The organism is Roseovarius ramblicola, from assembly GCF_042430665.1.
GTDB lineage: Bacteria > Pseudomonadota > Alphaproteobacteria > Rhodobacterales > Rhodobacteraceae > Roseovarius > Roseovarius ramblicola.
The window spans coordinates 83620-105828 of the sequence record NZ_JBHMEC010000011.1 but is presented as its reverse complement, the minus strand read 5'-3'; the positions used below and the strand labels follow the sequence as shown (position 1 = coordinate 105828).

The following is a 22209-nucleotide window of genomic DNA, read 5'->3' as shown; positions in this document are numbered from 1 at the left end:
GGGAACAATGGGATTTCACGAGGTAAGATTTCCGGCCAGCCTGAGCTTTGGCTCGGTGGGCGGCCCCGAGCGGCTGACCGAGATCGTCACGCTGGCCAGCGGCTTTGAGGCGCGCAACACCCCCTGGGCGCAGGCGCGCAGGCGCTATGACGCGGGTGTGGCGCTGCGCAGCCTCGACGATATCGAGGCGCTCATTGCGTTCTTCGAGGCGCGGCAGGGGCAGCTCTGCGGCTTTCGCTGGAAGGACTGGAGCGATTTCAGGTCGGGCCGCGCGGGTGCCGCGCCCGCGTTTGACGATCAGCGGATCGGGGTGGGCGACGATGCCAGGGTGGCGTTCCAGCTTTTCAAGACCTATCGCTCGGGCGCGCAGGAGGCCGTGCGCCCCGTGATCAAGCCGGTCAGGGGCAGCGTGCGCATGGGGCTCGGCGGTGTCGAGATGCGCGAGGGCGTGCATTACGAGGTGGACGACAGCACCGGCATCGTCACGTTTTCAGAGCCGCCCAATCGCGACGTGGCGGTGACCGCAGGGTATGAATTCGACGTGCCGGTGCGGTTCGATACCGACCGCATCCAGGTCAGTCTTGCGAGTTTCCAGGCCGGCGAGGTGCCGAGCGTGCCGGTGGTGGAGATCCGGATATGACCGGGGCGGAGGCGCTGGCCGCGCATCTCGGGGAAGGGGTGAGCACCACCTGCCGGGCGTGGGCGCTGACGCGGCGCGACGGGGTTGTGATGGGGTTTACGGATCACGACCGCGCGCTGCATTTCGAGGGCATCGGTTTTCGCGCCGAGACGGGGATGAGTGCGCGCGCCGTGGCGGCGGGCACCGGGCTGGCCGTCAACAATACGGAGGCGTTGGGTGCGCTGTCGGACGGGGCGATCAGCGAGGCGGATATCGAGGCCGGGCGCTATGACGGCGCGGGCGTGCGGGCGTGGATCGTCAACTGGCAGGACGTGACGCAGCGGGCGGCGATCTTTGCCGGGACGATCGGCGATATCCGCCGCGCGGGCGGTGCATTCGAGGCCGAGCTGCGGGGCCTGACGGACGCGCTCAACGTGCCGCTGGGGCGCGTGTTTCAGAAGAGTTGCAGCGCCGTGCTGGGGGATGCCGACTGCACCTTCGATCTGGATACGCCGGGGTATGTTTCCGAGCGCGCGGCAGAGGAGGTCACGCATAACCGCGTGTTCCGCTTTGCCGATATGGCCGGGTTTGACGAGGACTGGTTCCGGCACGGAGTGCTCAAGGTGCAAAGCGGCGCGGCGCGGGGTCTCAGCGGGATGATCAAGCGGGACCGGGTGGAGGGGGCCGCGCGGGTGATCGAGCTGTGGCATCCATTGGGGGCAGAGGTTCTGCCCGGCGACGCGCTGCGGATCGAGGCGGGCTGCGACAAGCGCCGGGAGACCTGTCAAGTCAAGTTCGACAACCTGCTGAATTTCCAAGGCTTCCCGGATATCCCCGGCGACGACTGGGTGATTGCCGACCCCGCCAAATCGCCGCGCCTCGATGGCGGGAGCCGCCGCCGATGAGCGCGCGGCGGGACGCGGTCGTGACCGCCGCGCGCGGCTGGATCGGTACGCCCTACCGCCATCAGGCGGCGTGCCGGTGCGCGGGGTGCGATTGTCTGGGGCTGGTGCGCGGCGTTTGGCGCGAGGTGATGGGCAATGAGCCCGAGCGCCCGCCCGCCTATTCGATGGACTGGTCCGAGCCCGCGCGCGAGGAGGCGCTGTGGGCCGCTGCGCTGCGCCATCTGCGGGTGCGTCCCGTGACCGCCGAGACCCCCGGCGACGTGATCCTCTTTCGGATGCGCGCGGGCGCGGTGGCCAAGCACCTGGGGATCGTCACGCGCGCGGGGCGGCGCGCGCGTTTTGTCCATGCCTATTCGGGGCATGGCGTGGTGGAAAGCGCGCTGAGCGCGCCCTGGCGGCGGCGGATCGTGGCGCGGTTCGCCTTTCCTGAGGAGGGATAAGCATGGCAACGATTCTTCTGTCCGCCGCCGGCGCGGCCATCGGTGGCGCGGTCGGCGGCTCGGTTCTGGGCCTGTCGTCGGTGGCACTGGGCCGGTTCGCGGGCGCGGTCATCGGGCGGTCGATCGACCAACGGCTTCTGGGGCAGGGCTCGGAAGTGGTGGAGACCGGGCGCGTGAACCGGCTGCGGCTGACCGGATCGGGCGAGGGCGACGCGATTCCGCAAGTCTATGGCCGGATGCGCGTGGGCGGGCAGGTGATCTGGGCCACCGAGTTCCGCGAGACCGTGACCGTCACGCCGGGGCGCGGCGGCGGCGGCAAGGGCAGTCCGCGCCCCGCCACCCCCACGGTGCGCGAGATCAGCTACTCGGTGAGCCTGGCGCTGGCGCTGTGCGAGGGCGAGATTTCCCGCGTCGCGCGCATCTGGGCCGACGGCACCGAGATCGCGCCCGACAGCCTGAACATGCGGGTCTATCCGGGCAGCCGCGATCAGCTTCCCGATCCGCTGATCGAGGCGGTGGAGGGGGCGGGCACCGTGCCCGCCTATCGCGGCACCGCCTATGTGGTGATCGAGGACCTGGACCTCACGCCCTTTGGCACCCGCGTGCCGCAATTCAGCTTTGAGCTGTGCCGCCCGGCGCAGGCGGGCAATCCGGGTGCCGATCTTGATCCGGTGCACGCCCTGCGGGGGGTGGCGATGCTGCCCGGCACCGGCGAATACGCGCTGGCCACGAGCCCGGTGACGATGAATTTCGGCTTTGGCTCCAAGGGGCTGGCCAATGTCAACACGCCCGGCGCGCGCAGCGATTTCGCGGTGGCGCTGGAGGCGCTTGGGGCCGAGTTGCCCAAGGTGCGGGCCACGTCCCTGGTGGTGAGCTGGTTCGGGGACGACCTGCGCTGCGCCGACTGTCAAATCCGCCCGATGGTGGAGCAGAAAGCGTTCGACTCGGCCAACATGCCGTGGACGGTGTCGAGCCTCGGGCGTGGTGCGGCCGAGGTCGTACCGCGCGACGGCGAGGACCGCGAGGTCTATGGCGGCACGCCCGCGGATCAGGCGGTGGTGGAGGCGATCCTCGCGCTGCGGCAGGCGGGGCAGGATGTGCTATTTTATCCGTTCATCCTGATGACGCAGATGGAGGGCAATACCCTACCCGACCCGTGGAGCGACGCGGAGACGCAGCCGGTGCTGCCGTGGCGGGGGCGGATCACCACATCGACGGCACCGGGACAGCCGGGCAGCCCCGACGGCACGGCGGCTGCGGCGGACGAGGTGGCCGCATTCTTCGGCACGGCGCGGGCGGCGGATTTCACGGTGACGCCGGTGGCGGCGGTGCCGGTGGACGCACCGGGCACCGGCGCGCTCGACCTGCTGAGCTTTGGTGGCGCGGTCAAGGCGAGCCCGGTCGCCTACCACGGCCCCGCCGAGTGGGGCTTTCGCCGGTTCATCCTGCATCAGGCGGCGCTTTGTGCGGCGGCGGGGGGCGTCGAGAGCTTTTGCATCGGCTCGGAGATGCGAAGCCTTACGGAGATCCGGGGGCCGGGCAACAGCTTTCCGGCGGTGGCGCAGTTGATCGCGCTGGCGGCGGAGGTGCGCGCCCTGCTGGGGCCGGAGGTGAAGATCGGCTATGCCGCCGACTGGTCGGAATATTTCGGCTACCAGCCGGGGACTGGCGACCGGTTCTTTCACCTCGATCCGCTGTGGGCGGACCAGAACATCGACTTCATCGGCATCGACAATTACATGCCCCTCAGCGACTGGCGCGAGGGGTATGACCATCTCGACGCGCGGGACTGGCCGTCGATCCACGATCTTGATTACCTGCAATCGAATATCGAGGGCGGCGAGGGGTATGACTGGTTCTACCCCTCGGAGGAGGCGCGGGCGGCGCAACGCCGGGTGCCGATCACCGATGCCGCCTATAGTGAGCCTTGGGTGTGGCGGTTCAAGGACTTGCGGGGCTGGTGGGAGAGCCGCCACCACGACCGGGTGGGGGGCGTGCGCGCGCCCGAGCCGACGGCCTGGGTGCCGCAATCGAAGCCCGTCCGGTTCACCGAGTATGGCTGCGCGGCGGTGGACAAAGGCACCAACGAGCCCAACAGGTTCCTCGACCCCAAGTCGTCGGAGTCGCGCCTGCCGCGCCATTCGACGGGCGCGCGCGACGAGATGATCCAACTGCAATACCTGCGCGCGATGACGGGCTATTGGCGCGATCCGGCGCGCAACCCGGTGTCGGAGGCATTCGGAGGGCGGATGATCGACATGGATCATGCGTATGTCTGGGCTTGGGATGCGCGGCCCTACCCGTGGTTCCCGGGCAACACGGCGCTTTGGTCCGATGGGGCCAACTACGCGCGCGGGCACTGGATCACGGGCCGGGCGAGCGGGCGGCGGCTGGCCGAGGTGCTGGCGGAGGTCGCAGGACGCGCCGGAATAACCGGGATCGAGGCCGGGCGCGCGCCGCGCCTTGTCCGTGGCTACGTGGTGGACGAGGTGGGGCCCGCCCGCGCGGCGCTTCAGCCGCTCTTGCTGGCCTATGGCGTGGACACGGTGGAGCGCGATGCCACGCTGGGCTTTCGCGCGCGCGACGGGCGGGCGGATGTCTCGCTCGTTCATGACCGGCTGGTGCGCGACCCCGATCTTGGTGGCGTGATCGAGGAGACGCGCGGTAGCGATCTGGAACTGGCGGGCCGGGTGCGGCTGCGCTTTGTCGAGGCGGATGGCGATTACGGGGCGGTGGCCGAGGAGGCGATCCTGCCCGACGAGGCCACCCACGCCGTGGCAATGTCCGAGGTGCCGCTGTCGCTGACGCGGGCCGAGGGGCGGCAGGTGGTGGAGCGCTGGCTGTCGGAAGCGCGGCTGTCGGTCGATACGCTGCGCCTGACGCTGCCGCCGTCGGAGATCGCGCGCGGGGCGGGCGACGTGATCGAACTGCCGTCGGAGGCGGGCGGCGGGCGGTTTCGCATCGACCGGGCCGAGCAGATGGGGGGCGTGCAGCGCATCGAGGCCACGCGCACCGACCCCGAGAGCTTTCGCCCCATCCTGATCGGGGATGCGCCCTCGCGGCTGCGGCCCTTCGTGGCACCGGGGCCGGTGACGCCGCTGTTCCTCGACCTCCCGCTGATGACCGGCGAGGAGGTGCCGCACGCGCCGCATCTGGCGGTGATCGCCGATCCATGGCCGGGGACCGTGGCGCTCTATGCCTCGGACGAGGACGCGGATTACACGCTCGACACGTTGATTGCGGCGCAGGCCACGGTGGGGGAGACGCAATCGCCGCTTCTGCCCGCCGCACCGGGGCGGATCGACCGGGGCGATGGTCTCTTCGTGCGGATGCGCCACGGCACGCTGGAGAGCGTGAGCGATCCGGCGTTCCTCAATGGCGGCAATCTGTGCGCCATCGGCGACGGCACGCCGGACGGGTGGGAGCTGTTGCAGTTCCGCGACGCCGAACTGGTGGCCCCCGATACCTATATCCTGCGGCACCGGCTGCGCGGGCAGTTGGGCACCGAAGGGGCAGGGCCGTGGCCCGAAGGCTCGATCCTCGTGCGGCTCGACGGGGTGCCGGGGCAGATCGGCCTCAATGAGGCGCAGCGCGGGCAGGCGCGGCATTACCGGATCGGGCCGGGCGGGCGTCCGGTGGACGATCCCTCTTTTGGCCACGCGGTGCTGGCCTTCGACGGGCTGGGGCTGCGGCCCTATGCGCCGGTGCATCTGCGGGTGTCCGGGGCGGGCGGCGATCTGCGGGTGACGTGGATCAGGCGCACGCGCGCAGGCGGCGACCGATGGGACACGCCCGAGGTGCCGCTGGGCGAGGAGAGCGAGCGCTATGTCGTGCGGGTGCGTCGCGGCGCGCTGGTGCTGCGCGAGGAGGTGGTGACGGTGCCGGACTGGGCCTATGACGCGAGCGCCCGCGCCGAGGACGGGCCGGACATGGGCAAGCGGATCGAGGTGGCGCAGATCTCGGCCAGTTTCGGGCCGGGTCGGTTCGCGGGGCGCGATCTGTGATTTGGGGTGCCGGTTTGGAGGCATGTTTGGCTTGAAGGGGACGTTGAGATAAGCCGCGCCATCGCATGTCCGCGGGCAGGCGACCCGACCGTCTTTTCAGTGCGCTTTATCCCTGCATACCCGCAAAACATGCATTCGGCGCGCTGGCTTGACCATATCGCCTGTCCGTCACGCCGAAGGCGTGCCGCGTATTCCGGCGCACCTCCGGTGCGACGGGGCGGACATGCGATGGCGCGGCGGGCTTCGCCCTTGACTCCGCGCCGGGACCAGAGAGGCGAACGGCCGCAACAGGCCAGAACCAAACCGCGCTCGCTGCCGTTCACCCCGTGCCGGGCATGCCCCCTTTAGCGCCCCCGGATGCGCGGGTCGAGCGCGTCGCGCAGCCCGTCGCCCATGTAGTTGATCGCCAGCACCGTGAGCGAGATGGCGAGGCCTGGCCAGAACACCCGTTCGGGGTAATCCTGCAGGTATTGCGTCGCGTCGTTCAGGAGCCGTCCCCATGTCGGGAAATCGGGCGGAAAGCCGAGGCCGAGGAACGACAGAGCGCTCTCGGTGATGATCGCGTTGGCGATGCCCAGCGTTGCCGAGACCATGATCGGCGACATCACGTTGGGCAGGATGTGCCGGGTGATCAGGTTGAAATTCGTCGTCCCGATCGAGCGCGCGGCAAGGATGAACTCGCGTTCCTTCAGCGCCAGCACGTCGCCGCGCACGATCCGCGCGGTGGGCATCCAGCTTGTCACGCCGATGGCCACCACGATCAGGATGAAGATGCCCTGTTCGGGGCCGAACGTACTGTTGAGCGCCTCGCGGAACAGCAGCACCATGACCAGCAGCAAGGGCAGCAGTGGCAGCGACAGGAACAGGTCGGTGAAGCGCATGAGCGCTCCGTCGAGGCGGCGGAAGAACCCCGCCAGAACGCCGATCAGCGAGCCCAGCACCAGCGCCAGAAGCATCGCCGTCAACCCCACCGAGATCGAGGTTTGCCCGCCAGCCATCATCCGCGCCAGCGTGTCGCGGCCAAGCTGGTCGGTACCGAAGGGATGCGCGAGGCTCGGGCCCTGATTGCGTGCCTGGATGTCGATATAGGTGGCGTCGTAGGGCCAGAGGTAGGGCCCGATGAACACCGCCAGGATGATGAGCAAGAGCACGATGCCACCCGCCAGCGCGCCGCGATGGGTCTTGAACTGGTCCCAGACATCGCGCCACTGGCTGCGCGGCGGCGCGGTGGGCCCCTCGTCGGCCAGCGCGGCGATCGGCTTGGGGTCTTGGGTGTCGGTGTCAGTCATAGCGGATCCTCGGGTCGAGCACGCCGTAGAGGACGTCGGCCACGATGTTGAACATGACGATCAGCACCGCGATCATGAAGGTCACGGTCTGCACCATCGGCAGGTCGTTGGCCTGGATGGCGGTGATGAGAAGCTGGCCGAGCCCGTTGACCTTGAATATCTGCTCGGTGATGATCGCGCCGCCGAAGATATACGGCACGCCGAGCGCGATCACGGTGATGACCGGGATCATTGAGTTGCGCAGTACGTGGACCATCACCACGGTCCATTCCGACAGCCCCTTGGCGCGGGCGGTGCGCACGTAATCCTGGTTCAGATTGTCGAGCATCGAGGCGCGCATGAAGCGGCTGATCTGCGCCGTGGTCTGCAGCGCCAGCACCATCACCGGCATGACCATCTGCATCATTTGCTGCTTGAACGTGGCCCAGCCCACCACCTCCAGCGTGGTGTCGTAGATCGACGGCAGCCAGCCAAGCTGCACCGAGAAGATCACGATCACCAGAACGCCAGAGAAGAACGGCGGCACCGAATAGCCCACCATGGTGACAAAGGTGCCCGCCTGATCGAACAGCGAATACTGCCGGTATGCGGAATAGATGCCGATCGGCAGCGCGATGAGGATCCCCACCACATAGGACATCGCCACCACCCAGAGGGTCTGCGGCATGCGTTGCACGATCACGTCCATCACCGGCGAGCGAAACTGCCAGCTCAGCACGCGCTGCTGCCCCTCGGCAAGCGCGGTGCCGAAGATGTGGTCGGTCAGCATCATCGGCTCGACCACGAAGAACTGCCACATCCACTTGAAAAAGCGGATATGCGTCGGCTCGCCAAGGCCCAGTGCCTCGCGCATCCGCTCCTTGACCTCGGGCGGCACGGTGAGCGGCACCTGCGCCATCGGGTCGCCGGGGGCCAGCTCCAGCAGCAGGAAGATCACGAGGCTGATGAACAGCAGCGTCGGGATCGAGAGCACGAGCCGTCGGATCGTATAGGTCAGCATGCGCGGCGCCTCAACGGGGTATCTCGGGACAAGAGGGGCCGGGCAAATGCCCGGCCCGTATCCGGCGCGAGCCGGATCACTCCTCGATGCGGTACCAGTCGGCCGCGTTCCACAGCTCGGTATCCCAGGTGTTCATCACCACACCGCCGAGCGTGTTGGATTTGGCCGAAACGCGGCCACGATGGACCAGCGGGATGATCACGTTGCTGTCCTTTGTGACCATGTTGTTGAGCTCGATGGCGATCTCTCCCCGCTTCGACAGTTCTGCGGTGCCGCCCAGCTCCTTGACCAGCGCATCATAATCCGGGTTGCAATACCGGTTGATGTTCTCGCCCTGCCATTGCGTCGCGGGGCGCGGAATTTTCTCGCAGGTGCGCGACGCCAGATAGCTCTGCGGGTCGGTGCCGTCGAAGTTGTTGGCATACATCTCGACATCGGCATAGAACTTGACGAAGGTGTCGGGGCTGCCCGGATCGCCGCCGAAAAAGACGCTCGCGTTGATATTGCGCAGCTCGGTCTCGACGCCGATCTCGCCCCACCACTGCTTGATGAGCGCCTGGAAATCCTGGCGCACGGCGTTGGTCGAGGTCTGGTAGAGAATCGAAAGCTCCACCCCGTCCTTGTCGCGCACCCCGTCACCATCGCTGTCGACCCAGCCGGCCTCATCCAGAAGCTCATTGGCCCCCGCGATGTCCTGCTCGAGGCAATGGGTGTTATTTGCAGCGTAGATTTCGGGGGCGGGCACCCAGTCACAGGTCGGCTTGCCCGCCTTGCCATAGCCGATCTCGGTGAGCAACACGCGGTCGATGGCCATGGACAGCGCCTTGCGCACTGCCGGATCGGTCAGGAACGGGTGCGGATGCTCGGTGGTGGCGCGTTCGCCATCGGGCAGGTCGGCCGAGGGATCGGTGAGGTTCATTTCGAGCCTCTCGACCAGAGTGCCGAAGGCTGCGATCGCCTCGCCCTGGCCTGCCTCTTCCATGTTGGCGATCACGTCGGGGGCAAGCTGCAGGTTCCAGGCATAGTCGAATTCGCCGGTCTCCAGCACCGCACGGCCCGCCGAGGTGGCATCGCCGCCGCCCTTGAAGGTCATGGTGGCAAAGGCCGGCTTGTCGGGATCGCGATAGTTCTCGTTGGCCGAGAGCGAGATCACGTCATTGGGGCGGAACTCATCGACCACGAAGGGCCCGGTGCCGACGGGATAGAAGTTCTCTTCGGCGCATTCCGAGGCGCGCGCGCCGGTGCACTCGGCATATTGTGCGGCCTGGATGATTGGCGATGTCCCGCCGGTGAACGGACCATACGGGTTGGGCTGCGGCCCGTCGAAATGCACGGTCACGGTCAGGTCATCGACCACCTCGACCTCGGACACGCCTTCGAACTTGGCAAGCTGCGCGCAGCCGCCCTCGGGGTTCATGCAGTATTCAGCCGTGAATTTCACGTCCTTCGCGGTGAACGGCGTGCCGTCCGACCATTTCAGCCCCGGCTTGATCTTCCAGGTGATCGACTTGAGGTCCTCGGCCACGCCGCCGTTCTCGACGGTCGGAATGCCGTCTGACAGGTAGGGCACCAACGCGCCCTTTTCGTCATAGCGTGCGAGCGGCTCGATCACGAGGCTCGCGGCTTCGCGCTCCTTGGTGCCGCCGGTCAGATAGGGGTTCATGATCGACGGCGCCTGCCAGTAGATCAGGTTCACATGGCCGTCCGAGCCACGCTCGGCCATTGCCATCGAGGCGAGACCTGCGAGTGCGGTCGCGCCCAAAAGAATCGGTTTGAGGGTCATAACGGTGCGTTTCCTCCGCTGTTGCGATGGCTCTGCGGCCACCTGTGGTTCCGTTTTGTCGGGGCAGCCGGGTGAGCGTTGCCCGCCCCGGCCCCAACCGGTCCGACCATCACAGACTGGATTGCGTCAAAAAGCAAGAGCGCGCACACGAATGGAACGCGCTTGCGGTTCGCTTTCGTTCGGCGTTTGACAGGCTGCGGCGGTTATGCGTAGCGTTCAGGCTTGGGCGATATGCAAAGCGAGGCGCGCCATGCTCGACACACCGCTGGCGAGGATCGAGAATCTTCGCGTCGAATTCGAGACCCGCGATGGCCGCGTCGTGGGCGTCGAGGACGTGTCCTTTGCCGTGAATCCCGGCGAGACGGTCTGCATCGTCGGCGAATCAGGATCGGGCAAGTCGGTGTCGTCGCTGTCGCTGATGCGGCTGATCGAGTATGGCGGCGGCACGATCGCGGGCGGGCGGATGCTGTTCGACCGCCGCGAGGGTGGCGAGATCGACCTCGCGCAAACCGACCAGAGCCTCATGCGAACCATCCGCGGCAACGAGATCGGCATGATCTTTCAGGAGCCGATGACCGCGCTCAACCCGGTGTTTACCGTCGGTCGGCAGCTCTCCGAGGGGCTGCGCGTGCATCGCGGCATGGACAAGCGCCAGGCGCGTGCCCGCGCCCTCGAACTGTTGCGCGAGGTACGCATTCCCGAGCCCGAGCGCCGCCTCGACCAGTATCCGCACGAATTGTCGGGCGGCATGCGCCAGCGCGTGGTGATCGCCATGGCGCTCGCCTGCAAGCCGCGTCTGCTGATCGCGGACGAGCCCACCACCGCGCTGGACGTGACGATTCAGGCGGAAATCCTGGCATTGATGGACCGGCTGAAGCGCGAGACCGGCACCGCCGTCATCTTCATCACCCATGACATGTCCGTGGTCGCGCAGATGGCCGACCGGGTGGTGGTGATGTTCCGCGGCAACAAGGTCGAGGAGGGCCCGGTCGAGGAGATTTTCGAGGCCCCCAAGCACGACTACACCCGTGCGCTGCTCGCCGCCGTGCCGAAACTGGGCGAGATGCGCGGCAAGCAATACCCCGAGCCGATGAAGCTGCTGGGCACCGCAGCGCAGCAGATCAAGCCGATCAAGGGCAGCGATGAGACGCTGCTGACGGTCAAGGGGCTGACCACGCGCTTTCCGGTCGCCGGCGGTTTCTTTCGCCGCACGGTGGCCAATGTCCACGCGGTCGAGGACCTGTCCTTTACCCTGAAAAAGGGGCGAACGCTCAGCCTCGTGGGAGAATCGGGTTGCGGCAAGTCCACCGCCGGGCGCTCGATCCTGCGGCTGGTCGAGCCGTTGGCAGGCGAGGTTGTGCTGGATGGCACCGATATCATGTCGCTGTCCCCGCGCGGGCTGCGGCGTGCGCGGGTGGACATGCAGATGATCTTTCAGGACCCGTTCGCCAGCCTCAACCCGCAGATGAAGCTGGCCGCGCAAGTGGCCGAGCCGATGAAGAATTACGGCCTCGTCAGCCGCTCGGAGATGGACGACCGGGTGGCGATGCTGTTCGACCGGGTGGAGCTTCCGCGCTCGTTCCTGCGGCGGTTCCCGCACGAACTCAGCGGCGGTCAGCGGCAGCGCGTGGCCATCGCCCGGGCGCTGGCACTGAACCCCAAGCTGATCGTCTCGGACGAGGCGGTCAGCGCGCTCGACGTGAGCGTGCAGGCGCAGGTGGTCAACCTGATGATGGAATTGCAGGCCGATCTGGGCCTCGGCTACCTGTTCATCAGCCACGACATGGCGGTGGTCGAGCGCGTCAGCCATGACGTGGGCGTGATGTATCTCGGCCGCATCGTCGAGATGGGGTCGCGCGCGGCGGTGTTCGAGAATCCGCAGCACCCCTATACGCAGGCGCTGATGAAGGCGGTGCCGATCGCCGATCCGCGCCAGCGCAAGTCGGAGAAAGATCTCAATTTCAAGCCGATCCCGTCGCCGATCCACCCGGTCGGATACGAGCCCGGGCCGTCGGTCTACGAGGAGGTCGATCCGGGCCATTTCGTGCTCACCTCCGAAAGCGGGTATTGAGCATGGAGCACCTTTCGCCCGAGGCGATCATGGCCCGGCTGGTGGGTTTTCCCACGGTCAGTCGCGACAGCAACCTCGATCTGGTGGCCTGGGTCGAGGACTACCTTGCCGGGCATGGCATCACGGCGCATCGCCACCCCGACGAGACCGGGCAGAAGGCGGCGCTTTTCGCCCATGTCGGGCCGGAGGTCGAGGGCGGCGTGGTGCTGTCGGGGCACACCGACGTGGTGCCGGTGGACGGGCAGGCGTGGAGCAGCGACCCCTTCACCGTGACCGAGCGCGACGGCCGCTATTACGGGCGCGGCTGCGCCGACATGAAGGGCTTCGACGCGCTGGCCATCTGGACGCTGGTCGAGGCGAAGCGGCGCGGTGTCGCCCGCCCGCTGCAACTGGCGCTGAGCTATGACGAGGAGGTGGGCTGCCTCGGCGCGCCGCCGATGATCGACGCGATGCAGGGCGTGGTGCCGCGCGCCGGGCTTGCCATCATCGGCGAGCCCACCACGATGCAGGCGGTCACGGGCCACAAGGGGGGGCTGGGCTATAACGTGCAGGTGCACGGCTACGAGGTGCATTCCTCGCTGATGCACCGGGGCGTCAACGCGATCATGGCCGCCGCCCCGCTGATCGACTGGGCCAACCGGATGAACGCCGGGAACCGGGCGAAAGAGCCCTCGGACCTCGCCGCCATGTTCGAGCCGCCCTGGACCACGCTGCATGTGGGCCAGATAGAGGGTGGTACCGCGCATAACATCACCGCCGCCGATTGCCGCTTCGGCATGGATTTCCGCGTGGTGCCGGGCGAGGACCCGGAGGCGTGGGGCGCGCGTTTCCTCGACGAGGTGCGCAAGGCCGAGGCCGACATGCAGGCGGTGCGCCCCGAGACGGGCATCGAGGCGACGCGCCGGTTCACCGTGCCGGGGCTGCGCCCCGAGCAGGACGGTGCCGCCGAGGCGATGATCCGGCAGGTCACCGGCGACAACGCGGCCCATGTCGTCAGCTATGGCACCGAAGCGGGGCAGTTCCAGCAGGCCGGCTATTCGGCGGCGATTTGCGGGCCCGGCGACATCGCGCAGGCGCATCAGCCCGACGAGTTCATTAGCCGCGCGCAGTTCGAGGCCGGCCACGGCTTCATGCGCAGCCTCGTGGACCGGCTCGCGGCGGGGTGAGGTCGCGGCCCCTTGCCGCCGCCCGCGCTTTGGTCCACCCTCCGCGCATTTCCGAATATGCGAACAGGAGAGGCTTATGCCCATCAGGAACCGCTTTGCCGAGTTGCACGACGAGATCACCGCATGGCGACGAGACATCCACCAGAACCCCGAGATTCTCTACGAGACCCACCGCACCAGCGCGCTGGTGGCCGACAAGCTGAAGGAATTCGGCTGCGACGAGGTGGTGACCGGCATCGGCCGCACCGGCGTGGTCGGCGTGATTCGCGGGCGGTCCACCGGATCGGGCAAGGTGATCGGCCTGCGCGCCGACATGGATGCGCTGCCCATCCACGAGGCGACCGGGGTGGAGTATGCCTCGAAAACCCCCGGCGCGATGCACGCCTGCGGTCATGACGGCCACACCGCGATGCTGCTTGGCGCGGCGCGCTACCTCGCCGAGACGCGCAATTTCGACGGCACCGCCGTGGTCATCTTCCAGCCCGCCGAAGAGGGCGGCGGCGGCGGCAAGGAGATGTGCGATGACGGGCTGATGGAGCGGTTCGGCATCCAGGAGGTCTACGGGATGCACAACTGGCCGGGCAAGCCGGTGGGCAGCTTTGCCATCCGCCCCGGCAGTTTCTTTGCCGCCACCGACCAGTTCGACATCGACGTGACGGGCCGCGGCGGCCACGCCGCCAAGCCGCACGAGACGGTGGATCCCACGGTGATGACCGCGCACCTGGTAACGATGCTGCAGACCATCGCCAGCCGCAACGCCGACCCGGTCGATCAGGTGGTGGTGTCGGTCACCTCGTTCCAGACCTCGTCCAACGCCTTCAACGTGATCCCCGCCTCGGTTCATCTCAAGGGCACGGTGCGCACCATGAGCACCGGAATGCGCGACCTGGCCGAGCGCCGCATCCGCGAATTGTGCGAACACGTCGCGGCGGGCTTCGGCGGCAAGGCCGAGGTGACCTATCACCGCGGCTACCCGGTGATGGTCAACCACGAGGACCAGACCGATTTCGCGGCGGATGTGGCGCGCAGGATCGCCGGCGATTGCGGCGAGGCCCCGCTGGTCATGGGCGGCGAGGATTTCGCCTTCATGCTCGAGGAACGGCCCGGGGCCTATATCCTTGTCGGCAACGGCGACACGGCGATGGTCCACAACCCCGAGTACAATTTCAACGACGAGGCCATTCCCGCCGGCTGTAGCTGGTGGGCGGGCATCGTCGAGGAACGCATGCCGGGCTGAGCGGGCGGCGTTGGAGCCCGAGTATTTCTGGCAAGATGACGCCGGGGGCGGGGGTGATCCCGCCCCGTGTGGCGTCAACCCATGTCGTGTCAGCTTTGCAAGGCGTTGTCATAGACGGAGTTCTCGTTGCATGACATCTCCTGTTTCTGCTTGCCATAGCTTCATCCCGCCGCGGCGAGGGAGGGTATGGCCACGAGGGTGAGGGCGGCAAGTCCGGCTGTCAATTTCATGAAAATGTCTCCCTTTGGAACGTGCCCGCGTTCATTCGCAGTCACGCGACGCGCTCCAACTGCCTGATTTCGCATGTTCGGGGGCTCAGAACCGGGGCCCGCTTCTGAGCAACATACTCTACATCAGAAACTGATATTACCATCATTCCCTCGAAAGCCGTTCGACTTGAGCGTTCTCGTATCGGGTGCGGCGGTCGAAGCCGCATTTTTATCAATGCGTGCCTGTGTGAGGGTGCTGGGCTATTGCGCGGCGCGCAAATCCTGTGACTCTGGCAGGGTGTTGTGGAGCATGCGCTCGAACAGCCAGTCGCGAAAGGCTACGATGCGCGCGTCTTTCGCACGTTCGGGCGGGTAAGCCACGGAATAGATGGTGCGGGTGGGCGACTCGATTCCGAATGGGGTCACGAGCGTGCCGCGCTCAAGGGTTTCGCCGATCATCGCGATATAGCCAAGCGTCACGCCCAGATCGCTTTCGGCGGCTGTCATGCCGAGTTCGCAATGCGCAAATTCCGGTCCCCCAGCGGGGCACACGTCCCCGGCACCAATGAGCGAGAACCATTCCTCCCACCCATCTCCGACCTGATCGCGGATCAGCGTCTTGCCGAGAAGCGCCTTGGGGTCGGTGAGGTCCGGGTTCCGCGCGAGGTAGCGCGGCGAGCACATCGGGGTGCGGGAGGAACTCATGAAGGGCTGTACTTCAACCCCTGGCATCGGATCGTCGCCCCAGTGGATCACCACGTCTCGCTGGCCGTCGTGGAAATCGGTGGGCGGCACGCCGGTCTCGATCCTCACTTCGATTTCGGGATACCGGGCCAGAAAGTCGGACAGCCGGGGGATGAGCCAGCGCTTGGTGAATCCTTCGGTCGCCTTCACCCGCAGCGGGCCGGCACAGGCTTCTCCCGCGATCAGGCGCGTGGAGGCATCGAGCTCATCCAGGAGCGGTCCGACGCGGGCGAGGTAAAGCCGGCCTTCCTCGGTTGGCGTGATCTGGCGTGTGCCGCGCTCGAACAGACGCCGCTCCAGAAAGGTCTCTAGCGTGCGGACCTGGTGGCTGATGGCAGAGGCGGTGACGCAAAGCTCTGCCCCGGCTTCCTGGAATGACCCGAGACGCGCGGCTGCCTCGAACGCGCGCAGGGCCGGAAAGGGTGGCAGCTTGCGTTTCATCTTGGGTGAATTCCCCTCATCCTTTGGCGAATTCGTTTCATTTGTCGCGGCATTGCCCCGATTCTACGCTGAATCGACGGAATTTCAAAACTCGGAGGGTCCAGAGATGAACTGCAAGAGCGCACAACACGGTCTGGTTGCGTTGGCGGGCGGCCTCGGCATCGCCGCCGGAATGGCACTGGCGGCCGCCAAGGGCCCGACCGAGCACAAGGGCCTGTCGGTCGAGGCGCTTGGCAAGATCGAGGCGGGGATGATCGAACGGCAGGTCGGGCTGGAGGGCTATATGATGCAGCTTCGCGCAATCACCATCGAGCCGGGTGGGCAGATCGCGCAGCACGACCACGCGAACCGCCCCGGTCTGGTGAAGGTGATCTCTGGCGAATGGGTCGAGGGCAGCCCCGAGGGCGAAGTCACCTACAGCGCGGACCGCAACGACGGTATCCGCGAAGATGCCGAGACCGACCACTGGTTCTACAACCGTGGCGACACGCCTGCGACGGCGATCGTTTGCGACCTCAACCCAGCAGGCTGAGCGGGGCGGGCGGCGCAGGGTTCAGCAAGCGGCGTCGCCGAAAACCCGGCCGAAAATCGTGTCCACATGCTTGGTGTGGTAGCCTAGGTCGAATTTCTCCTCGATCTGCGCCGGGCCGAGTGCTGCCGTCACCTCCGCGTCGTTCAGCAGTTCGGTCTTGAAATCGGCCCCCGTCTCCCAGACCTTGAGCGCGTTGCGCTGCACCAGGCGGTAGGCGTCCTCGCGGCTGACCCCCGCCTGCGTGAGCGCCAGGAGGACGCGCTGGCTCATCACTAGACCGGGGAAGCGGTCCATGTTGCGCATCATGTTCTCGGGGTAGACGATCAGCTTGTCGATCACGCCGGTGAGGCGGGCGAGGGCGAAATCGAGGGTGACGGTGGCATCCGGCCCGATCATCCGCTCGGCGGAGGAATGCGAGATGTCGCGCTCGTGCCAGAGCGCCACGTTCTCCATCGCCGGGATCACCATCGAGCGCACCATGCGCGCCAGCCCGGTGAGGTTCTCGGTCAGCACCGGGTTCTTCTTGTGCGGCATGGCCGACGAGCCCTTCTGCCCCATCGAGAAGAATTCGGCGGCCTCCAGCACCTCGGTGCGCTGCATGTGGCGGATTTCCACGGCCACGTTCTCGACCGACGAGGCGACGACGCCGAGCGCGGCGAAGAATGCCGCGTGTCGGTCGCGGGGGATGACCTGCGTGCTGATCGGCTCGGGGCTGAGGCCAAGCTGCGCGCAGACATGCTCCTCCACCGCCGGGTCGATATTGGCAAAGGTGCCGACCGCGCCGGAAATCGCGCCGGTGGCGATCTCGGCGCGCGCGGTGCGCAGGCGGGCGAGGTTGCGGTCCATCTCGGCGTAGAATCGCGCGAAGGTGAGGCCCATGGTGGTGGGCTCGGCATGGATGCCGTGGCTGCGCCCGATGCGGATCGTGTCTTTGTGCTCATAGGCGCGGCGTTTGAGGGCGGCGAGCAGCGCCTCCATGTCGGCGATCAGGATATCGGCGGCGCGGGTGAGCTGGATGTTGAAGCAGGTGTCGAGCACGTCCGAGGATGTCATGCCCTGATGCACGAAGCGGGCCTCGTCGCTGCCCACATGCTCTGCCAGATGGGTGAGAAAGGCGATCACGTCGTGGCGCGTCTCGGCCTCGATCTCGTCGATGCGGGCGACGTCGAACTCGACGTCTTTCGCGGTCCAGACGGCCTCGGCATTCTCGCGCGGGATCACGCCGAGATCGGCCATCGCGTCGCAGGCATGGGCCTCGATCTCGTACCAGATGCGGAACTTGGTGGCGGGCTCCCAGATGGCGGTCATCTCGGGGCGGGAATATCGCGGGATCATCTTGTCGTCCTCGATCGGAAGGGGTGGTATCGGTCTCGGCGCGCTTGTAGAGCGCGGGGCAGGGCGCGGCAAGGCGGAGTGCGACGGTGGCACGGCGATTGCAGGATTTCGAGGGGGTCTGGGCGTTCGCGCGCCGGATCGCCCATGCCGCCGGGCAGGAGGCCGAGGTGACGGGCCATGCCATCTGGACGCGGGACGGAACCGGGCTCGACTATGTCGAAACCGGCGAGATGCGCCTGACGGGGGCCGCCCCGATCCGGGTGGAGCGGCGCTATCGCTGGGAGGAGGGACCGCGCGTGTATTTCGCGGATGGACGGTTCTTTCACGACGTGCCGCCCGAGGGCGGCGAGACGCGCCACTGGTGCGAGCCCGACCAGTATGACGGCACCTATGATTTCAGCCGCTGGCCCGAATTCACCGTCACATGGGCGGTGCGCGGGCCGCGCAAGGACTATCGCATGGTAACGACCTACACGAGGGAGGACAGATGACCGCGATCCTGCAACGGAGCCTGCCCACCGACATGGCCGAGCGCCGCAAGCTGCCCGGCATCGTGCCGCTCGACCCGGCGGCATGGCTGCGGGTGGACGAGGCGTTCGCCGCGCAGATGGCGGAGCGGGCGCGGCTGCTGTCGGAGCGGCGCGACGATGTGATCGCCGTCACCGGGGGGGCCGGTCCGGCGATGGACGAGCTTTTGCAGTTCGTTCTGGACTGGCTGACCGCGCACGGCGACGGCTATGCCATCGGCGCAAAAGAGGTGCGGCGGCCCGACGGCGTGACGGTGGCCATCGACCGCGCCGACCCGATGGGCACGCTGGGCCACCTGGTGCAGGAGGACCTGTGCCTGATGGAACGGCGCGGCGAGGAGCACGTTCTCACCGCCGCCGTGCTGTGCTTTCCGGCAAGCTGGCGGCTGGCGGAAAAAATCAGCCGCCCGCTGACCGCGATCCATGTGCCGGTGCCGGAGTATGACGAAGGGATCGCGCGGCGCGTGCAGCGGCTCTTTGACGGGGTGCAGCCGGGGCGCCCTTTGTGGCGGTTCAACGCGCTCAACTATGCCGATCCGGCGCTGCACCAGCCGCGCTCGCGCGTGCAGCCGGGCGAGACGGCGGACCTGCCCTATCTGCGCTCCGAACGGCAAAGCGTGCTGCGCCTGCCCGAGACGCGCGCCTGCGTGTTCTCAATCCATACCTGGGTGATCGCGCGGTGAGGGGCGGCCATTTCAGCAAGGCGGTTCCGCGGCCCCGACCGCGGCAATTCGGCCCGCGCGGCCGGATGCGCCCTTGTGTGGCGAGGGCTGTCAGGGCATTCTGCGCGCCAATTCGTTGAAACCCGGTGTGCCGCGCCCCAAATGAGGGGGTAACGCAACGGAGAGGGTCCGCGCTGCCGCCGAGCCGGGGCCGGCCCTCTTGCCAAGAACAGGAAGCCGAGCATGACTGACCAACTCAACGCCTCTTATCCGGTGCTGCCGCTGCGGGACATCGTGGTGTTCCCGCACATGATCGTGCCGCTCTTCGTGGGGCGCGACAAATCGGTGCGCGCGCTGGAGGAGGTCATGGCCGACGACAAGCAGATCCTGCTGTCGAGCCAGATCGACCCCGCCGATGATGACCCCGCCGAGGATGGAATCTACCGTGTCGGCGTGCTGGCCAACGTGCTGCAACTGCTGAAGCTGCCCGATGGCACCGTGAAGGTGCTGGTGGAGGGGGTGCACCGGGTGCGCATCCTCGAATACCTCGACAACGAGGACTTCTTTGCCGCCCGCGCCGAGCCGCTGGACGAGATGCCGGGCGATCCGACCACCACGCAGGCATTGCTGCACACGGTGGCCGAGGAATTCGCGCGCTATGCCAAGGTGCGCAAGAACATCCCCGACGAGGCGCTGGCCGCCGTCAGCGATGCCGAGGACGGTGCGCGGCTGGCCGATCTCGTCTCCGGGCATCTGGGCCTCGACGTGGAGCGCAAGCAGGAGCTTCTGGAGACGCTGAGCGTGAGCGAGCGGCTGGAGAAGGTCTATGGCCTGATGCAGGGCGAGATGAGCGTGTTGCAGGTCGAGAAAAAGATCAAGACCCGCGTCAAGAGCCAGATGGAGCGCACGCAGCGCGAGTACTACCTGAATGAGCAGATGAAGGCCATTCAGAAGGAACTGGGAGACGGCGAGGACGGCGAGGGCGAGATCGCCGAACTGGAACACCGCATCGCCGAGACCAAGCTCAGCAAGGAGGCCCGCGACAAGGCCGAGGCCGAGCTCAAGAAGCTCAAGAACATGAGTCCGATGAGCGCCGAGGCCACGGTGGTGCGCAATTACCTCGACTGGATGCTGTCGATCCCGTGGGGCACCAAGAGCCGCGTCAAGAAGGACCTGAGCCGCGCGGAGAATGTGCTCGACGCCGATCACTACGGGCTGGAGAAGGTCAAGGAGCGGATCGTCGAATACCTAGCCGTGCAGCAGCGCTCGAAGAAGCTGAAGGGGCCGATCATGTGCCTGGTCGGCCCGCCGGGTGTGGGCAAGACCTCGCTGGGCAAATCCGTGGCACGGGCGACCGGGCGCGAGTTCATCCGCATCTCACTGGGCGGTGTGCGCGACGAATCCGAAATCCGGGGCCACCGCCGGACCTATATCGGCTCGATGCCGGGCAAGATCATTCAGGCGCTGAAAAAGGCCAAGACCACCAATCCGCTTATCCTGCTCGACGAGATCGACAAGATGGGGCAGGATTTCCGGGGCGATCCGGCAAGTGCGATGCTCGAGGTGCTCGACCCGGAACAGAACTCGACCTTCGTCGATCACTATCTGGAGGTGGAGTATGACCTCAGCAACGTGATGTTCCTGACCACGGCGAACAGCTACACCATGCCCTCGCCGCTGCTCGACCGGATGGAGATCATCCCGCTGGCAGGCTATACCGAGGATGAAAAGCGCGAGATCGCCAGGCAGCACCTGCTGGACAAGCAGGTGAAGAACAACGGCCTGAAAAAGGGCGAGTTCACGCTGACAGACGCGGCGCTGACCGACATCATCCGGTATTACACCCGCGAGGCCGGCGTGCGGAACCTGGAGCGCGAGATCGCCAAGATCGCGCGCAAGGCGGTGACGAAGATCATCAAGAAAGAGGCCGAGACGGTGGAGGTGACGCCCGACAATCTGAGCGATTTCCTCGGCGTTCGGAAGTTCAAGTTCGGCCTCGCAGAAGAGAGCGATCAGGTGGGCGTGGTCACCGGGCTCGCCTACACGAGTGTGGGGGGCGAGCTCCTGAACATCGAGGCGCTGCGCCTGCCGGGCAAGGGCCGGATGAAGACCACCGGCACGCTGGGCGACGTGATGAAGGAATCCATCGACGCCGCGTCAAGCTATGTCCGCTCGATCTCGCCGACGATCGGAGTCAAGCCGCCGCGCTTCGAGAAGTGGGACATCCACGTCCACGTCCCCGAAGGGGCCACGCCCAAGGACGGGCCCTCGGCGGGGCTGGCGATGGTGACGTCGATTGTGTCGGTGCTGACCGGCATCCCGGTGCGCAAGGATATCGCCATGACCGGCGAGGTCACGCTGCGCGGCAATGCGCTGCCCATCGGCGGGCTGAAGGAGAAACTGCTCGCGGCGCTGCGGGGCGGTATCAAGACGGTGCTGATCCCGCGCGAAAACGAGAAGGACCTCACCGAGATCCCCGATAACGTGAAGCAGGGGCTGGACATCATCCCCGTCGATCACGTCCGCGACGTGCTGCGGTTGGCGCTGGTGCGGCAGCCCGAGCCGGTGGACTGGGATCAGGAGGCGCACGAGGCCGCCGCCGCCGAGGCGGCGCTCAAATCGGGCGATGACGAGGCGCGCGGCACCGTGGCGCACTGAGCGCCACCGCAGACGACATGCGCGGCGCGGGGCATTCCCCCGCGCCGTTTTCGTCTCAGTCGATCAGCGCCGGGCGCACGTCGATCTGGCCGTAATCGACCATCAGGTAGCCGTTCTCATGACGACGCACCGCCTCGGGGCGCAGGCGCATCACATCCTGCGCCATCGCACCGCGAAGACGCTGCGGCTGGCCCTTGTAGCGGAATTCGTAGATGCCGAAGCCCTGTTCAGACGTGCCGACGCGCTTGATATCGGTCTTGAGCGCCTCGTCGCTGGCAACGTAGTAGTGGCTCATCATGGCCCCGCTGCTGCCGCCGGTCATGGCGAGCGCGGCGATGAAAAAGATGGCGAGCAGGATCCAGACCACGATTTCGGGTCTGGCGCTGGCCGGTCCGCTGCTCTGGGTCGAGACCGTTGCCTGACGGATCGTGTTGGCACTCATCCGCGCGGTTTCGGCCGCATGGGCCATCCCCGCCAGCGTGATCGAGGTGCAAAGCACTGTTCCACAAATTATTTTTCTCATGATATTCCCCGTGTGTCACAACGACAGGTCACCATGATATCACAAAACCGTCATTTGCGGTGAG

The 22209-nt window shown here is 66.8% G+C and carries 17 protein-coding genes; 11 read left to right on the top strand and 6 right to left on the bottom strand.

From position 1 onward, the window contains the following. Positions 1–7 precede the first annotated feature (7 nt). Genes ACFFU4_RS07675 through ACFFU4_RS07660 form a run of 4 tightly spaced genes read left to right on the top strand, consistent with a single transcriptional unit; the run spans position 8 to position 5968 of the window. On the top strand, positions 8–640 hold the full coding sequence (locus ACFFU4_RS07675; protein WP_377068715.1) for a phage distal tail protein, Rcc01695 family: 633 nt from the start codon (positions 8–10) through the stop codon (positions 638–640). After that, on the top strand, positions 637–1524 hold the full coding sequence (locus ACFFU4_RS07670; protein ID WP_377068713.1) for a phage/gene transfer agent baseplate hub protein: 888 nt from the start codon (positions 637–639) through the stop codon (positions 1522–1524). The genes ACFFU4_RS07675 and ACFFU4_RS07670 overlap by 4 nt, the downstream gene beginning before the upstream one ends. After that, entirely contained in the window at positions 1521–1964 is a 444-nt protein-coding gene (locus ACFFU4_RS07665; protein WP_377068711.1) for an NlpC/P60 family protein, read from the top strand. The genes ACFFU4_RS07670 and ACFFU4_RS07665 overlap by 4 nt, the downstream gene beginning before the upstream one ends. A gap of 2 nt (positions 1965–1966) precedes the next feature. After that, complete coding sequence (locus ACFFU4_RS07660) at positions 1967–5968, top strand: baseplate multidomain protein megatron (RefSeq protein ID WP_377068709.1); 4002 nt, start codon at positions 1967–1969, stop codon at positions 5966–5968. A 344-nt stretch (positions 5969–6312) separates the two neighbouring features. Here the strand turns inward: ACFFU4_RS07660 and ACFFU4_RS07655 are convergent, their stop codons facing one another. The 3 genes from ACFFU4_RS07655 to ACFFU4_RS07645 all read right to left on the bottom strand — a co-directional run bounded on the left by ACFFU4_RS07655 (position 6313) and on the right by ACFFU4_RS07645 (position 10040). Next, positions 6313–7257 (bottom strand): ABC transporter permease, encoded by a 945-nt coding sequence (locus tag ACFFU4_RS07655; protein ID WP_377068707.1) that lies wholly within the window; start codon positions 7255–7257, stop codon positions 6313–6315. Further along, on the bottom strand, positions 7250–8257 hold the full coding sequence (locus tag ACFFU4_RS07650) for an ABC transporter permease (protein WP_377068705.1): 1008 nt from the start codon (positions 8255–8257) through the stop codon (positions 7250–7252). The genes ACFFU4_RS07655 and ACFFU4_RS07650 overlap by 8 nt, the downstream gene beginning before the upstream one ends. 76 nt (positions 8258–8333) lie before the next feature. Beyond that, positions 8334–10040, bottom strand: a complete 1707-nt coding sequence (locus ACFFU4_RS07645) for a peptide ABC transporter substrate-binding protein (protein WP_377068703.1) — start codon at positions 10038–10040, stop codon at positions 8334–8336. Positions 10041–10290: 250 nt separating this feature from the next. Here ACFFU4_RS07645 and ACFFU4_RS07640 point away from each other — a divergent pair, with 250 nt between their 5' ends. The 3 genes from ACFFU4_RS07640 (at position 10291) to ACFFU4_RS07630 (ending at position 14514) form a co-directional block, all read left to right on the top strand. Beyond that, a complete protein-coding gene (locus ACFFU4_RS07640) occupies positions 10291–12111 on the top strand; it encodes an ABC transporter ATP-binding protein (protein ID WP_377068701.1) in 1821 nt (606 codons plus the stop codon). A gap of 2 nt (positions 12112–12113) precedes the next feature. Then, the gene (gene argE / locus ACFFU4_RS07635) at positions 12114–13277 is read left to right on the top strand and encodes an acetylornithine deacetylase (protein WP_377068699.1); all 1164 of its coding nucleotides are present in this window, start codon (positions 12114–12116) and stop codon (positions 13275–13277) included. Between the two features lie 76 nt (positions 13278–13353). Then, positions 13354–14514 (top strand): M20 aminoacylase family protein, encoded by a 1161-nt coding sequence (locus tag ACFFU4_RS07630; RefSeq protein ID WP_377068697.1) that lies wholly within the window; start codon positions 13354–13356, stop codon positions 14512–14514. A 470-nt stretch (positions 14515–14984) separates the two neighbouring features. Here ACFFU4_RS07630 and ACFFU4_RS07625 read toward each other — a convergent pair whose 3' ends face one another. Next, positions 14985–15908, bottom strand: a complete 924-nt coding sequence (locus ACFFU4_RS07625; protein WP_377068695.1) for a LysR substrate-binding domain-containing protein — start codon at positions 15906–15908, stop codon at positions 14985–14987. A gap of 106 nt (positions 15909–16014) precedes the next feature. On the opposite strand from ACFFU4_RS07625, the gene ACFFU4_RS07620 reads away from it, so the two are divergent. Next, positions 16015–16440, top strand: coding sequence for a cupin domain-containing protein (locus tag ACFFU4_RS07620; RefSeq protein ID WP_377068693.1), 426 nt, complete (start codon positions 16015–16017; stop codon positions 16438–16440). Between the two features lie 21 nt (positions 16441–16461). Here ACFFU4_RS07620 and purB read toward each other — a convergent pair whose 3' ends face one another. Beyond that, positions 16462–17775, bottom strand: coding sequence for an adenylosuccinate lyase (gene purB, locus ACFFU4_RS07615; RefSeq protein WP_377068691.1), 1314 nt, complete (start codon positions 17773–17775; stop codon positions 16462–16464). An 86-nt stretch (positions 17776–17861) separates the two neighbouring features. On the opposite strand from purB, the gene ACFFU4_RS07610 reads away from it, so the two are divergent. The 3 genes from ACFFU4_RS07610 (at position 17862) to lon (ending at position 21622) form a co-directional block, all read left to right on the top strand. Continuing rightward, the gene (locus tag ACFFU4_RS07610; protein WP_377068689.1) at positions 17862–18266 is read left to right on the top strand and encodes a DUF6314 family protein; all 405 of its coding nucleotides are present in this window, start codon (positions 17862–17864) and stop codon (positions 18264–18266) included. Beyond that, positions 18263–18985 (top strand): heme-dependent oxidative N-demethylase family protein, encoded by a 723-nt coding sequence (locus ACFFU4_RS07605; RefSeq protein WP_377068687.1) that lies wholly within the window; start codon positions 18263–18265, stop codon positions 18983–18985. The genes ACFFU4_RS07610 and ACFFU4_RS07605 overlap by 4 nt, the downstream gene beginning before the upstream one ends. Before the next feature lie 222 nt (positions 18986–19207). Next, a complete protein-coding gene (gene lon / locus ACFFU4_RS07600; protein WP_377068685.1) occupies positions 19208–21622 on the top strand; it encodes an endopeptidase La in 2415 nt (804 codons plus the stop codon). Positions 21623–21677: 55 nt separating this feature from the next. Here the strand turns inward: lon and ACFFU4_RS07595 are convergent, their stop codons facing one another. After that, positions 21678–22145 carry a tail fiber domain-containing protein gene (locus ACFFU4_RS07595; protein ID WP_377068683.1) on the bottom strand — a complete coding sequence of 156 codons (468 nt, stop codon included), beginning with the start codon at positions 22143–22145 and terminating at the stop codon, positions 21678–21680. Between the last annotated feature and the right edge of the window lie 64 nt (positions 22146–22209).